Here is a 13042-nt window from a genome sequence, read left to right on the forward strand (position 1 = left end):
ACCTTAGACACAGGTCAACGTGCCGCGGCAAGAGCAGACTTGAACGAGCAGCGCATTCGCGTCACGTACCGGCGGGCTCCCCGCGCAGCGCGGCCCGCGCCTCTGCCGCGTGTCCCTGCACGCGGGCGGCGGGGAGGGAGGGCCGGTGATCCGTGGCGGTGGGAGGTGCGCCGCGGCACGGACGGCAGTGGCCGTCGACGAGGGAGTCGGTGAAGTCGGGGGCACCGCATGCGGCGCATTCGAGTATGCGGCGGGGGACGCGGTCCCGGCGGATCGGCTCCGGCGGCAGTTTGTCCGTGAGGCGGCGGCGGGCCAGGGCGGCCGGGTGGTGGACGGGGATCGGCAGGCCGGCGGTCAGGGCGCGCACGACGTCCGACTCCTCGGCGTCGCGGGCGAACCACTCCTCGACGAGCGGGGCGAGGGCGTGGCACTCGGCGTGGGACAGGGACATGACGGAGTTCGTCCGCCCGAGCGCGGCGAGCAGGATGTAGGCCCGTGACCGGGTCGGTCGTTTCGGCTCCCGCGGCACGTCCCCGCGCCGGAACGCCGCCCACCAGGTGAGGTCACGGGGCGTGCGGGAGAACCACGTTCGGGTGATCCACCGCCCGCCCAGGCACTCCCGCCCGCGCCGCAGGTGCCCGGCCCGCTGGATCCGGTTGAGCGCGGTCCGGAGTGCGCACTGCCCGTACGGCAGCTGCTTGGCCAGCGTCTTCACGGAGATGTCGCTGCCCTCGGGCACCCGGTCGATGTACGCGGCGATGGCGGCCTCGCGGGGCGGGAGGTGCGCGAAGTCGGTCGCGGCGCGGGGGAGTTCGTACCCGGTGGAGCGCTTTCCGTAGCCCGGGTTGGCGAGGGGGTGGGGCGGGAAGCTAAACTCGGCGTCAGCCATGGGATCGACTGCTTTCGATCGGCGTGGTCAGACCCCCTTCAGGTGTTGGTGCACCTGCTGGGGGTCGTTTCGTTCGGTTGCCGGACACGCTAGAGGCATATGACGCTGCGTGGCAAGTCGATCGCTGAACGTCAACTCACGGGGTGGGTGGGTGGGTTGAATCCCAGGCCCAAAGCCCCATCCGTAGAAATACGGCCCGGATCTCGACACTTGAGCTTCGGTCCCGGGCTCGGCCGTCAGGCGGCCGAATGCGCAACGAAAATGACCTGCTCCGAGTCGTCGTCGAGAGCGATGGTGAGGGATGCGTCCAGGGCGTGCGCCAGCCGGCGCAGCAGGGACAGCGTCGGCACCGCGTCGGCGCCTTCGACGCGCGAGATCTTGGCCTGGGTCAGCCCGGCGCGCTCGGCGACCTCCGCCTGCGAGAGCCCGAGCTCCTTGCGGCGGTCGTAGACGGCCTTGGCGAAGGCCATGGCGAGCCTGATCTCCGCCCGCTCCGCGACGACCTCAGGCGACTCGACAAGCCCCTCGGCGAGCTTGCGCTCACGAGTCAGCTTCCAGCGGCTGTGGTTCATGAGGGCTCGCCCTTCTCGTCTCGGCTGTAGGTGATGTGCGCCCGGCCGTGCCGCTCGGCACACAGGAGCCGAGCCCTGACCGCGCGCTCGACCTGGGCGGCCTCGTGCGCCCGGGTCTTGTGGAACACGGTGAGGAGTACGACGCGGTGCTCGGGCGCGAACCAATAGGTGACCCTCGTGGCCTCCCCGTTCAATGTCGGGCGCAGCTCGTACACCCCATCCCTCAGGGGGCGGGCGAAGGGCATGGGGGTGCGAGTGCCGAGGGCTGCCAACAGCTCTGCGTACTCCTCCACCTTGCGGTAGTGCTTATCGGGGAGGAGCGTCAGCCACTCGCGCACCTCGGACTCCAGCTCGATGATGTGCAGGTCTTCTTCCACGCCAAGGACCGTATTATGTCGTCAACGACATAATACGGTGCTTGCGAACACATCGCTCGTCCGAGTGAGTCAGCTCCACGTACGTGGCGCCGACCTGAGCCCCCGGGCCCCGGTTGCGCCTCAGGGCAGGTCGTAGCGCAGCAGCGCCCGGGCCATGGGCTCGCCCGTGCGGCGGGCGTAGGCCGTGCGTTCCTTGACCTCGCGGAGGGTGCGGGGGCGCCAGCCGGGGCCGCCGCAGCAGGATTTGTGGAAGCGGATGCCGGCGTTCAGGACGACGGACAGGGCGCGCCAGGCGTCCCGGTCGCGCCGCTTGGGCGGCTGGAAGGCCGAGCCCGCGTGAATCATCACGCGCGCGCAGCGCGGACAGTGCCGCTCGCGCTCGTGGTCGTACGGCTGCTTGTACGACGCGCGGCACGGCAGACAGACGTACGAGGTCTTCGCGGGAGGCATGGGCTCAGGCTAGGCACCGGACGCCCGCGCGGCCACCGCATTGCTGCCTAGGGTGGGGCTCATGGAGCTCTCCGCGATCACCCTCGACTGCGCCGATCCGCTCGCCCTCGCCGACTTCTACCACCGGGCCACCGGACTGCCGCTACACCCCCGGAACCACGGGGAGTTCGCCGCCGTGCAGCGCGTGGGCGGGCTGATGCTCGGGTTCCAGCGGGTCGACGGCTACCGGCCGCCCCGCTGGCCCGGCCAGGAGCAGCCCCAGCAGCTGCACCTGGACTTCGACGTGGACGACCTCGCGGAGGCGGAGGCCCGCCTCCTGGCCCTGGGGGCGGCGCGGGCCGCGTACCAGCCGGACCCGGAGCGGTTCGTCGTGCTCACGGATCCGGCCGGTCACCCGTTCTGCCTGAGCCCGCGGAAGAGCGCCGTCCAGAGGAACGATTCGCCGAAGTGAGGGGAGTCGGCGGGCTCGTCGCGCATGCGCCGGAGCTCGCGTTCCTCGTAGGACGAGAACACGGTGCGCAGGGCGTCGGCGGTGTAGGCGAGGCCGCCGTGCAGCGAACCGTCGCGGTAGAAGTCGGGGTCCGGGAGTTCTGAGCCCATGCCGTCGGGGCCGGCGGCGAAGCAGGTGAGGGAGAAGTGGCCGCCGGGGGCGAGGTGGCGGGCGAGGAAGTCGAGGTACGTGACGCGGCGGTGGGGCGCGATGTGGTGGAAGCAGCCCGAGTCGTGGATCAGGTCGTACGGGCCGCCGTCCACGAGGCCGGGCGTCGTGAACGCGTCGCCGTGCAGGAAGCGGATCTCCAGACCTGACGCCGCCGCCCGCTCCCGCGCCCACGCCAGCGCGCCCGCCGACAGATCCACGGCGTCGACGACGAACCCGCGCTCCGCGAGGTAACGGGCGTTCCGCCCCGGCCCGCACCCCAAGTCGAGCACCCGCCCGCCCGCCGGCACCAGCCCGGCCTCGACGTGCGCGACCAGACACTCGTCCGGCTTGTCGACGAAGAACGGCACCGGCCGCGTCCGGTCGTCATAGAAGCCCTGCCACTTGTCGACGTCCTCCGCGAACAGTCCGTCGAGGAGGCGGAGTACGTCATCGTTGGTGCGGGTCGAGCGGTCCAAGCGATCCATGCGGGTCCCCTTCCCTGGAAGATCCACGCTACGGGAGGAGACGCTAAAAGCCCAGGTCAGAGGCGGTGTGGCGAGGTCGTGGGCGGGGTGTGGGAGGGGTGCGGGGAGGGCCGGCACCCCAGGAGTCGCGGAGGCGGCGGCAGGGGCGGGAAGGGGGCACCCAGGGCCGTCTGAGGGCGTTCTCGGGCGACGCCCGGGGTGCTTTCTCGGGCAGTTGCGCGACTCAGCAGGGGCCTTCCGTGACGGACGTACGCAGCGTCCGCTCGGCGAAGATCTCGCTGACGGGGTCCTTCTCGGTGATGGTCGCCGTGACCCGCATGCAGAACTCCCCCTTGGTGTCGACGGTGGTGATCTCGTAGAGGCCGTCCCCCTCCTCGTCGACCTCGACGCCCCGGTCCGGCCCTTCGCCGCTCTGCTCGATCGCGTCCTGGATCTGGCTGCTGATCGAGAAGTGCCGGTACGGGTCGTGGATACCTCCGTCGAGGGTCCGGTTCGCGCTGCGCACGGCATCACGCAACTCGCCCTCGCTCCACGTCGACTCGAACTCGTGGATGACCAGCGCGCCGAGCCCGACGAGCAGCGTGATGGCGATGAGTGCGAGACCAACCGGGTTGTTGGGGTTGTAGACGTACCGGTTGGTCCCCCACTTGCTCCGTATGAAGACGGGCTCGTCGTCGCTCAACGAGCCGTCCTCACCTCTTCGATGAACTCGCTCCAAGCTGCGGTCCGGAACACGAGCTTCGGGCCGTCGGGGTTCTTGGAGTCGCGGACGGGGACGACGCCGGGGTGGGAGCAGGAGACTTCGAGGCAGTCGCCGCCGCTGCCGTCGCTGTACGAGGACTTGTGCCAGGTGGCCACCTCGACGCAGTTGCCGCCGTCGCCGCCGCTGTACGAGGACTTGGACCACACGGCCGTGCTCAGGTCGTACTCAGAGATCTCGATCTTCATGGGCGTAATCCTCCGCCACAGACTCGATCAGGGCCAGGGAATCTCGCGGGGACAGCGCGGTGGCCCCGAGTAGATCGTAGGTGAGGGTGTGCTTCGCGACCGTGGCCGGATCGTCCTCCAGGTGGCCGAGATCGTGACCTTCCACGTACGACAGGGGCGGGGCGTCCGTGAAGGACATCAGCTTCATCGCGCCGTCCATCGGACCGTACGCCCCGGCCCCGAACGGAACCACCTGCACGATCACCCTGTGCCGCCTCGCCAGCTCCGCGATGTGCCGCAGTGCCTCCGCCATCACTGCCGGGCCGCCGACCGCCTGCCGTAGCACCGCCTCGCCCAGCACCACCCACAACCACGGCGTTGTTGGGTCGTCGAGCAGCCGGCCGCGAACGATTCGCGCGTCGACCAACTCGTCGATCTCGTCCTCCGTCGCCGTCGGCTGGTACGCGCGGAAGACCTCCCTCGCGTACGCCGGGGTCTGGAGCAGGCCCGGGACCAGCAGTGGGGCGAACTCCTTGATCCCCGTCGCCAAGGCCTCCGCCTCCGCCGCTTCCGCGAAGTGGTCGGGGTACTTCGACTTGTTCGCCGCCTTGCAGTTGCGCTCGAAGAAGCCGTTCGTACCCAACGCCTCGTCCAGTTGGACCGCCATCTCCGGGCGGATGCGGCGGGTGCCCGCCTCCATCTGGCCGATGTACGAGCCGCTGACGAAGACGAGCTCGCCCAGGGCCTCCTGGCTCACGCCCCTGTTCTCGCGTGCGTGGCGCAGTTCCGCGCCGATTATCGCCCTGGGGGACAGCGACGGATCCTTCTTCTTCCTGGCTTCAGCCATATCAACTCCCGCTTGGGCATCTGGGGTTGTTGGGGCGAACTCACTGTTCCCCAGCATGCACCCGGCCGACACTCTCCGTAAGCGAAATCGATACACAGAGTGGAAAGGTCGCTACAATGCCCACCTCGCCCCGCACGGCTCAGGTCCAGGACGTCGTCAGCCGGCTGAAGGCCGGACTCGCCTCCCACGGCATCACGCTCCCCTCCCTCGGGGTCGACCCCGTCACGCTCGCCGCGTCCGGGGGCGGCTTCACCCCTCCCCTCGTCGAACTCGGCCGCTGCAACCTCGACACCGCGCAGCGGCTCGTCGTCGCGCTCACCGGGGACGGCGGCCGGTGACGCCCGGCTCGTACGCCATCGACACCCGTGACGGGCGGATCGGGCAGGTCATGGGGCACGAAGGGCCCTGCCTGCAACTGCGGCCGCCCGGCGGTGGGCGGGAGTGGGACTGTCCGCCCGAGGCGCTGGCGCCCGCGCCGCCGGGCGAGGTGCTGCGGGCCCGGGTGCGGGCGCTCAACCGGGAGGCGCGGCTGCCCTGAGGCGGGGCCGGCTGCCCTGAGGCGGGGCCGGCTCACGCGGGCGGGGCGAGGAGTTCCGGGTCCTGGCCGGCGCGGGCGAGGGCGTCGGAGACGAAGCCGTTCGCCTTCAGTTCCTCCACCGTGGAGCGGAGGAAGGCGACGGTCTCCGGGGAGCGGTCGAGGGTGGTGCCGACGGCCTGGCGGATCTCCATGAAGCGTTCGTCGATCAGCCGGACCTCCGGGTGCGCGGCGGCGTACGCCGTCATCGGCTGGCGGATGCCCGCGCCCGCCTCCAGGTGCTGCTCGGCGAAGGTGTCGACGCCCTCGTCGCCGCGTACGACGGTGGCGTGCGCCAGCGTGCGGCCGAGGTGGAGGTCGTAGGCGGAGCCCGCCTTCACGCCGACGCGTACGCCCGGCGCGTCCACGTCCGCGGGGGTGCGCAGCGCGGAGTCGCGGGGCACCACGTACACGCCCTCGATGAGGACGTACGGGGCGGTGAACGCGACCTCCGCCTCCCGGGCCGGGTCCACCGCGAGGAAGCAGAGGTCGGCGCGGCCGGTCGCCATCGCCTCGTACGACTTGCGGGCGGCGTCGAAGCAGAGCAGCTCCACGGGCAGGCCGAGCCGGGCGCCGAACTCGCGGGCGAGGTCCACGGTGATGCCGGCGGGGGCGTCGGGGGTGCCCTGGGCGAGGACCGGGTTGCCGAGGTTGATGGAGGTGCGGAGGGTGCCGGTGGGGGCGAGGTCGGCGGCGAGGTCGGCGGTGGGTGCGTGGGGCTTGGCGGCGGTCATGCGGGGGATCTTAGGGGGCTGGCCCCACCCCGTACCGGCGTGCCTGCCGGATGGGGTGCCGAGGCTCCGTCAACAAGGCTTGTCGCATGACGACTTACGCGGGAATCGCCGGTGCCGCCGCTCTCACGCTGACTCTCGGACACGCCGCCCCGGCCACCTCCTCCGGCCCTTCGCCTCTCGCCTGGAGTGCCTGCGGGCCCGCCGGGCTCGGGCAGGAGTGCGCCACGCTCCGGGTGCCGCTCGACTACGCGGACCCGTGCGGCCCGCAGGTCGACCTCGCCGTGTCCCGTATCCGGGCCTCCGGCTCCGCCACCGGGCCCGGCGCCCGGCGCGGCACCCTGCTCGTGGTCGCCGGTGGGCCGGGCAGCTCGGGGGTGCAGCGGCTGAGCGCGAAGGGCGCGGCGCTGAAGGAGCAGCTGGGCGGGGCGTACGACCTGGTGAGCTTCGATCCGCGCGGGGTCGGCGGCAGCGTGAAGGCGCGCTGCGGGCTCGACGCGGCGGACCGGCATCTGGTGACGCTGCGCGGCTGGCCCGCCGCCGACGGGTCGATCGACGAGAACGTCGCGCGGTCGCGGCGGGTGGCGGAGGCCTGCGCGCGCAACGGCGGCGCCGTGCTGCGCAGCCTCACCACGCCGAACCAGGTGCGGGACATGGACCGGCTGCGGCAGGCGCTCGGGGAGCGGCGGATCTCTGCGTGGGCGAACTCGTACGGCACGTACGTCACCGCGCAGTACGCGCAGGAGTTCCCGCGCCGCACCGACCGGATCGTCCTCGACAGCAGCGCCGACCCGAACCCGGCGACGGTCGCCCAGGGCTGGCTGCGCGACATGGCGCGCGGCGCCGACGACCGTTTCCCCGACTTCGCGGCGTGGGCCGCGCACCCGGACCGGGCGGCATCGCGCCTCGCCGACCGGCCCGAGGACGTCCGCCCGCTGGTCCTCGACCTCGCCGCGCGCCTGGACCGCGCGCCGAAGCCGTCGACCACGCCGGGGGTGCCGCTGACCGGCAACCTGCTGCGCCAGGCCCTGCAGAGCGCCCTCTACTCGGACGCCGCCTTCGCCGACTTCGCCCGCCTGGTCAAGCAGGCCGCCGACCCGGCCGCGGTCCCCGTCCTGCCGCCGGTGCTGGCCGGCCCGATGCCCGACGAGGACGCGACCGTGACCGTCGGCGTGGTCTGCAACGACGTCCGCTGGCGCGGCACGCTCCCCACCTTCCGCCGCGCCGTCGCCGCCGACCGTGCCGCGCACCCCCTGACGGCGGGCATGCCGGTCAACATCACGCCCTGCTCCTTCTGGAAGGACACCCCGGCCGAGCCGCCGACCCGCCTCACCTCCGACGGCCCCTCCGACGTCCTCATGATCCAGGGCCTCCGCGACCCCTCCACCCCCCACTCCTCCGCCCTCGAGATGCGCGCCGCCCTCGGCGCCCGCGCCCGCCTGGTCTCCGTCGACCGCGGCGGTCACGGCATGTACCTCTCCAACGGCAACCCCTGCGGCGACCGCACGGTCACCCGCTTCCTGCTGACGGGCGAGCGCCCGGCCTCCGATGTGACCTGCCGATAGCGCGTCGAGGGCCTCAGACCTTGGCGGTCACCGGTTCGGGCCCCGGCCCGGTGGCCGGGGCCGCCGCGGGGGTCGGCTCCGTCTCCGTATCGACGTCGAACTCCGTCAGGAGGTCCTTGCTGAAGCCGAAGAAGTACGTGGCGACGAAGCCCGCCAGGTAGCCGACCAGCAGGCCGCCGGCGTAGATCGCGACGGTCTCGCCGAGGGGCTTGTTGCCGTCGAGGAGGGGGAAGAGGGCCCAGCCGGAGGGGCCGATGGCGGTGGAGCCGACCTTGGCGCTCAGCATGTTGAAGAGGCCGACGAAGCCGCCGCCGAAGGCGCCGCCGATGCAGGCGGTGACGAAGGGGCGGCCGAGGGGGAGGGAGACGCCGTAGATGAGGGGTTCGCCGACGCCGAGGAAGCCGGCCGGGAGGGCGGACCTGATGGTGCGGCGGATGGAGCCGTTGCGGGGGAGCTTCAGGTAGACGGCCATGGCCGCGCCGACCTGGCCCGCGCCCGCCATCGCCAGGATCGGGAGCAGCACGGTGTAGCCCTGCTGCTCGATGAGGGTGGTGTGGATGGGGATGAGGGCCTGGTGCAGGCCGAGCATCACCAGGGGCAGGAACAGGCCGCCGAGGACGAAGCCGGCGCCCGCGCCCGCGTTGGCGAGGAGCCAGTCGGCGAAGTCGCCGATGGCCTGGGAGACCTCACCGGCCGCGTACATCAGGCCGAAGACCGTGACCAGGCCGGAGATCAGTACGGTCAGGGTCGGGGTGACGAGGACGTCGAGGGCCTCCGGGACCCAGCGGCGGCACCACTTCTCCACGTACACGGCGAGGACCGCCGCGCCCAGCGCGCCGAGGACGCCGCCCTGGCCGGGGGAGAGGGTCTGGCCGAAGACCTCGATCTTCGCGACGCCCGCGAAGACGATGATCGAGGCGACCGCGCCGCCGAGGATCGGCGTGCCGCCGAACTCCTTGGCCGTGTTGTAGCCGACGAAGACCGCGATGAGCGCCATGAAGCCGCTGGCGATGGCCGCGAGGGCCGGGGTGACGCCGGGCAGCCGGCCGAAGTTGATCAGCAGGCCGTTGAGGCCGGCGATGATGCCGCAGCCGATGAGGGCGGGGATCAGCGGGACGAAGATGCTCGCGATCCGGCGCAGGAGCAGCTTGAACGGGGTGGCGTTCTTCGCCTTCCGCGCCGCCTTGAGGGCCGCGCCCCGGTCGGCGAGCTGCTCGGCGGTGTGGGCGGAGTGCGGGGCTTCGGCGACGGAGGCTTCGGCGACGGGGGCTTCGGCGACGGGGGCTTCGGCGACGAGGGCCTCGAACTCCGGGGTCACCCTCGCGACCGTCCCCGGGCCGAGGACGATCTGGTACGTGTCGTCCTCCACCACGCCCATCACGGACGGCAGTGCCTTCAGGGCCTCGTCCTGGACGAGCGAGCGGTCCCGCAGACCGAGGCGGAGCCGGGTCATGCAGTGGGCCACGGAGTCGATGTTCTCCGCGCCGCCGACGAGGGGGAGGATCGCGGCGGCGATGGCGCGGTTCTTGTCGTCTGTGCTCATGTGCGGTGGTGCCTTGCTGTGCGGGGAGGGGGGTGGGGTCCTCGGGGGGCCCTACGCGTGCAGTGCCGCGCGCAGGTGGCCGTGGGAGTCGCGAAGCCGCTGGTCGGCGGCCTTGGCGTCGATGCCGGCGAGGATCATCAGGATCGCCGTCTTCACCTCGCCGTCGGCGGCGGCGAGCGCCGTTTCGATCTGCTCGTCCGGCGCGCCGGTGGCCAGCGCGACGATGCGGCGCGAGCGGGCCTGGAGCTTGTCGTTGGAGGCGCGGACGTCGACCATGAGGTTTCCGTAGGTCTTGCCGAGCCGGATCATGGTGATCGTCGAGATCATGTTGAGGACCAGCTTCTGTGCCGTGCCCGCCTTCAACCGGGTGGATCCGGTGAGGAGTTCGGGCCCCGTCACGACCTCGATGCCGTGCTCGGCCGCCGCCGCCAGCGCGCTGTCCGCGTTGCAGGACAGGCCGATGGTGAGCGCGCCGAGCGCACGGGCGTGCTCGACGGCGCCGATGGCGTACGGGGTGCGGCCGGAGGCGGAGACGCCGACCACCGTGTCGTCGGCCGTGACGCCGAGCGCGGTCAGGTCATCGACCGCCAGCTCCTTCGAGTCCTCCGCGCCCTCGACGGCCTTGACCATGGCGGTCGGGCCGCCCGCGATCAGGCCCACGACCTCGGAGGGGTCGGTGTTGAAGGTGGGCGGGCACTCGCTGGCGTCGAGCACGCCGAGCCGGCCCGCGGTCCCGGCGCCCAGATAGATCAGCCGGCCGCCGCGGGCCATCCGCTCGGCGGTGGCGTCGATCGCGGCGGCGATGGCCGGGAGCTGCCTGGCGACGGCGGCGGGGACGGTCTGGTCCTCGCGGTTCATCAGCGCGGCGAGCTCGGCGGTCGGCAGCCGGTCGATCTCGGCGAGCTCGGGGCGGAAGGCCTCGGTGGTGAGGGTGGCGAGCTGGGCGCGCAGTTCGGAGTAGGTGGATGCGGACGACGTCGTGGACACGTGGCGGCTCTTTCGGCGTAGCGGCGTATCGGCTCAGCGGCTCAGCGGGTGCGGGGGGAGTGGCGGTGCGCCAGGGCTTCGTACGAGGCCGCGAGGGCGGGCGCCGCCGTCTCGTACGTGCGCTGGGTGACGCAGGTGAACAGGCAGTCCACGACCAGGAGCTGGCTGGTGCGGGACGACATGGCCGCGGGGCGCAGTTCGCTCTCGCGGGCGGTCGAGGTGGTCAGCACGTGGTCGGCGTACTGCGCCACCGGGCCGTCGGGGCGGCCGGTGATGGCGACCGTGGTGGCGCCGTGGTCGAAGGCGACGCGGAGCGGTTCTATGACGTCGCCGGTGGAGCCGGAGTGGGTGATGGCGATGGCGACGTCGCCGGAGCGCAACTGCACGGCGTTGGTGACGGCGAGGTGCGGGTCGCTGTGGGCGTGCGCGATCAGGCCGATGCGGAGCAGCTTCTGGCCCAGGTCCTGGGCGACGAGGCCGGAGGCGCCGACGCCGTAGATGTCGATCCGGCGGGCGGTGGCGAGCGCGGCGACGGCGGCGCCGAGCTGGACGGTGTCGAGCCCGGCCGCGGTGTCCGCGAGGGTTTGCTGCTCGTCGTAGGCGAGCTTGGCGACGACGTCGGCGACCGGGTCGTCGACGGCGATGTCGGCGGTGACGGACGGCGCGCGGCCGGACTGCTGCTGGGCGGCGAGGCCGGCGAGGGCGAGGCGCAGGTCGCGGTAGCCGGGGTAGCCGAGGAGGCGCGCGGTGCGCACGACGGTCGCCTCGCTGGTGCCGGTGAGCTCGGCGAGACCGGTGACGGTGAGGGCGGCGCAGCCGGCCGGGTCGCCGGCGACGGCTTCGGCGACCCGCTGCATGGAGCGGGTCATGGAGGGGGCGAGGGTCCGCACCTTCGCCGCGAGCGCGGCGGGCGCGGGCGGGGCGGCGGCGCCGACCGCGGCGCTGCCGGCTGCGGGACCGCCGGCTGCGGGACCGCCGGTCGCTGGACCGCGGACCGCGGGACCGCTCGCCGCGTTGCCGGGCCCGGCGGCCTGGGTGAAACTTTCCTTCACGTCATTGGTCACATGTGAAAGATATTTTCGGTCCTGAGGGGCGTCAAGACCTCGCGTTCCCGTCGTCGGACCCGCGTCCGCGCAGGCCGTTGGTCCCTCGTGGGGCCGGAGAGCAGAATGTGAGCATGGATGACATCGACCCCCTGGAACAGTCCCTCCATGCCGCCCGCGCCCTGGTCCTCGCCGACCTGGTGGCCCGCAAGGTGGCCATGGCGGAGGTCGTGTCGATGGTCGAGGACGCGGTCGCGCACCGCCGCTGGTGGGTCGAGCAGTGGCCGGAGGGCCGCGCCTACGTGGCGGGCCTGGTCGCCCAGGACGTCCAGGACGCCCTGCTCGAACGGTACGGCCGCTGGCCGCTGTGCCCGGTCTGCTCCTCCGGCGACCCGCACGCGCTGGACGTCGAACCGGAGATGGGCCCGGACCCGCACTGGGTCTGCGGCAAGCAGGGAGTGGTGGTCGCGCCGGTGGGCGGCCTGACGTGACGGGGGCCCGGGAGTGACCCTCTACATCGACCCGCCGACCTGGCCCGGTCACGGCCGTATGTGGTCGCACCTCGTCAGTGACGTCTCCTTCGAGGAACTGCACGCCTTCGCCGCCGCGATCGGCTGCCCGCCCCGCGCCTTCGAGCGCGACCACTACGACGTCCCCTCCGACCACTACGCCGCCGCCGTCGCGGCCGGCGCGGTCGAGATCGGCTCGAAGGAGATCGTCCGCCTCCTGACGCAGTCCGGCCTCCGCCGCCCGAAGGGCCGGCCGGCGACGACGACGGAGACCCTGCCGCGCTACGGCGCGTGAGGCTCCCCGCGGCGCGTGGGGCTCCCTGCGGTGCGTGACGCCCTGCGGTGCGTGAGGCGTCCTGCGGCGCGTCAAGCGCCCTGCAACGCGCAAGGCGCCCCGCACGAGCAGGGCGCCCCACGTCCGAATCGTCGTCGCTACGACGTGTAGTAGCCGGCGACGTCGGCGAGCAGGTCCACGTAGCCCGCCTTGTTGTAGAACGCGACCTTCCCGTTCACCACCGGGACGACGACCAGGTTGGGGATGGTCTGTCCGGCGGTGAAGTTGAGGTTGGAGGCGCTGGTGCGGGCCGTGCCGTCGGGGTGGACGGAGACGAAGCTCCCCGCGGTCGCGCCGGTCGCGGTCACGTTCATGACCACGGCCTTCACTCCGCTCCTGACCTGCAGGACGACGGTTTCGCCGGGGCCGACCTTGCCCTTGCGGACGCCGAGCCCGATGCGGCTGTCCATGAGCCGGGTCGGCGTCACCGGCTCGTACGTCGCACCGGCGATGTCGGTGCTGAAGTACCCCGCGACGTCGGCCACGAGGTCGACGTAGCCGGACTTGTTGTAGAAGCTGACCTTGCCGTTGACGACGGGGACGACGACGAGGTTGGGGATGGTCTGTCC

General features: G+C 72.3%; 18 protein-coding genes and 1 pseudogene. 6 read left to right on the forward strand and 13 right to left on the reverse strand.

Features of this window, described 5'->3' with window-relative positions; genetic code table 11:
* Positions 1–61: 61 nt before the first annotated feature.
* The 4 genes from ESG85_RS33880 to ESG85_RS33895 all read right to left on the reverse strand — a co-directional run bounded on the left by ESG85_RS33880 (position 62) and on the right by ESG85_RS33895 (position 2288).
* On the reverse strand, positions 62–889 hold the full coding sequence (locus ESG85_RS33880) for a hypothetical protein (protein WP_128985009.1): 828 nt from the start codon (positions 887–889) through the stop codon (positions 62–64).
* Between the two features lie 236 nt (positions 890–1125).
* The gene (locus ESG85_RS33885) at positions 1126–1461 is read right to left on the reverse strand and encodes a helix-turn-helix domain-containing protein (protein WP_128985010.1); all 336 of its coding nucleotides are present in this window, start codon (positions 1459–1461) and stop codon (positions 1126–1128) included.
* Positions 1458–1838 carry a type II toxin-antitoxin system RelE/ParE family toxin gene (locus ESG85_RS33890; protein ID WP_246095553.1) on the reverse strand — a complete coding sequence of 127 codons (381 nt, stop codon included), beginning with the start codon at positions 1836–1838 and terminating at the stop codon, positions 1458–1460. The genes ESG85_RS33885 and ESG85_RS33890 overlap by 4 nt, the downstream gene beginning before the upstream one ends.
* 120 nt (positions 1839–1958) lie before the next feature.
* The gene (locus ESG85_RS33895) at positions 1959–2288 is read right to left on the reverse strand and encodes a deoxyxylulose-5-phosphate synthase (RefSeq protein ID WP_128985011.1); all 330 of its coding nucleotides are present in this window, start codon (positions 2286–2288) and stop codon (positions 1959–1961) included.
* 61 nt (positions 2289–2349) lie between these two features.
* On the opposite strand from ESG85_RS33895, the gene ESG85_RS33900 reads away from it, so the two are divergent.
* Positions 2350–2739 carry a VOC family protein gene (locus ESG85_RS33900; protein ID WP_128985012.1) on the forward strand — a complete coding sequence of 130 codons (390 nt, stop codon included), beginning with the start codon at positions 2350–2352 and terminating at the stop codon, positions 2737–2739.
* Here the strand turns inward: ESG85_RS33900 and ESG85_RS33905 are convergent.
* From ESG85_RS33905 to ESG85_RS33920, 4 genes are all read right to left on the reverse strand, one after another.
* Positions 2679–3404: a class I SAM-dependent methyltransferase gene (locus ESG85_RS33905; protein ID WP_128985052.1), complete on the reverse strand. Its 726-nt coding sequence runs from the start codon at positions 3402–3404 to the stop codon at positions 2679–2681. The two genes, ESG85_RS33900 and ESG85_RS33905, sit on opposite strands and share 61 nt — an antisense overlap.
* A 232-nt stretch (positions 3405–3636) precedes the next feature.
* Entirely contained in the window at positions 3637–4095 is a 459-nt protein-coding gene (locus ESG85_RS33910) for a hypothetical protein (RefSeq protein WP_128985013.1), read from the reverse strand.
* Entirely contained in the window at positions 4092–4361 is a 270-nt protein-coding gene (locus tag ESG85_RS33915) for a DUF397 domain-containing protein (RefSeq protein ID WP_128985014.1), read from the reverse strand. Before ESG85_RS33915 ends, ESG85_RS33910 begins: the two co-directional genes overlap by 4 nt.
* On the reverse strand, positions 4342–5187 hold the full coding sequence (locus ESG85_RS33920) for a helix-turn-helix domain-containing protein (RefSeq protein ID WP_128985015.1): 846 nt from the start codon (positions 5185–5187) through the stop codon (positions 4342–4344). Before ESG85_RS33920 ends, ESG85_RS33915 begins: the two co-directional genes overlap by 20 nt.
* 116 nt (positions 5188–5303) lie before the next feature.
* Here ESG85_RS33920 and ESG85_RS33925 point away from each other — a divergent pair, with 116 nt between their 5' ends.
* A complete protein-coding gene (locus ESG85_RS33925) occupies positions 5304–5525 on the forward strand; it encodes a hypothetical protein (protein WP_128985016.1) in 222 nt (73 codons plus the stop codon).
* Positions 5522–5725, forward strand: coding sequence for a hypothetical protein (locus tag ESG85_RS33930; protein ID WP_128985017.1), 204 nt, complete (start codon positions 5522–5524; stop codon positions 5723–5725). The genes ESG85_RS33925 and ESG85_RS33930 overlap by 4 nt, the downstream gene beginning before the upstream one ends.
* Positions 5726–5757: 32 nt before the next feature.
* On the opposite strand, the gene ESG85_RS33935 is transcribed toward ESG85_RS33930, so the two are convergent.
* Entirely contained in the window at positions 5758–6495 is a 738-nt protein-coding gene (locus tag ESG85_RS33935) for a transporter substrate-binding domain-containing protein (RefSeq protein WP_128985018.1), read from the reverse strand.
* An 86-nt stretch (positions 6496–6581) separates the two neighbouring features.
* Here ESG85_RS33935 and ESG85_RS33940 point away from each other — a divergent pair, with 86 nt between their 5' ends.
* Positions 6582–8057 (forward strand): alpha/beta hydrolase, encoded by a 1476-nt coding sequence (locus ESG85_RS33940; protein ID WP_246095555.1) that lies wholly within the window; start codon positions 6582–6584, stop codon positions 8055–8057.
* A gap of 13 nt (positions 8058–8070) precedes the next feature.
* On the opposite strand, the gene ESG85_RS33945 is transcribed toward ESG85_RS33940, so the two are convergent.
* The 3 genes from ESG85_RS33945 to ESG85_RS33955 are packed head-to-tail and all read right to left on the reverse strand — an operon-like array spanning position 8071 to position 11477.
* On the reverse strand, positions 8071–9600 hold the full coding sequence (locus tag ESG85_RS33945) for a PTS transporter subunit EIIC (RefSeq protein ID WP_128985020.1): 1530 nt from the start codon (positions 9598–9600) through the stop codon (positions 8071–8073).
* A 51-nt stretch (positions 9601–9651) separates the two neighbouring features.
* Positions 9652–10587 (reverse strand): N-acetylmuramic acid 6-phosphate etherase, encoded by a 936-nt coding sequence (gene murQ, locus ESG85_RS33950; RefSeq protein ID WP_128985021.1) that lies wholly within the window; start codon positions 10585–10587, stop codon positions 9652–9654.
* A 41-nt stretch (positions 10588–10628) separates the two neighbouring features.
* Positions 10629–11477 (reverse strand): MurR/RpiR family transcriptional regulator, encoded by an 849-nt coding sequence (locus tag ESG85_RS33955; RefSeq protein WP_246095561.1) that lies wholly within the window; start codon positions 11475–11477, stop codon positions 10629–10631.
* A gap of 287 nt (positions 11478–11764) precedes the next feature.
* On the opposite strand from ESG85_RS33955, the gene ESG85_RS33960 reads away from it, so the two are divergent.
* Together ESG85_RS33960 and ESG85_RS33965 are read left to right on the forward strand one after the other, a co-directional pair.
* A complete protein-coding gene (locus ESG85_RS33960; RefSeq protein ID WP_128985023.1) occupies positions 11765–12121 on the forward strand; it encodes a hypothetical protein in 357 nt (118 codons plus the stop codon).
* Positions 12122–12134: 13 nt separating this feature from the next.
* On the forward strand, positions 12135–12434 hold the full coding sequence (locus ESG85_RS33965) for a DUF4031 domain-containing protein (RefSeq protein ID WP_128985024.1): 300 nt from the start codon (positions 12135–12137) through the stop codon (positions 12432–12434).
* Positions 12435–12571: 137 nt separating this feature from the next.
* Here the strand turns inward: ESG85_RS33965 and ESG85_RS36495 are convergent.
* Positions 12572–13042, reverse strand: a pseudogene (locus tag ESG85_RS36495) (PKD domain-containing protein); the annotation flags it as partial.

This window comes from Streptomyces roseicoloratus (assembly GCF_004117935.1).
GTDB lineage: Bacteria > Actinomycetota > Actinomycetes > Streptomycetales > Streptomycetaceae > Streptomyces > Streptomyces roseicoloratus.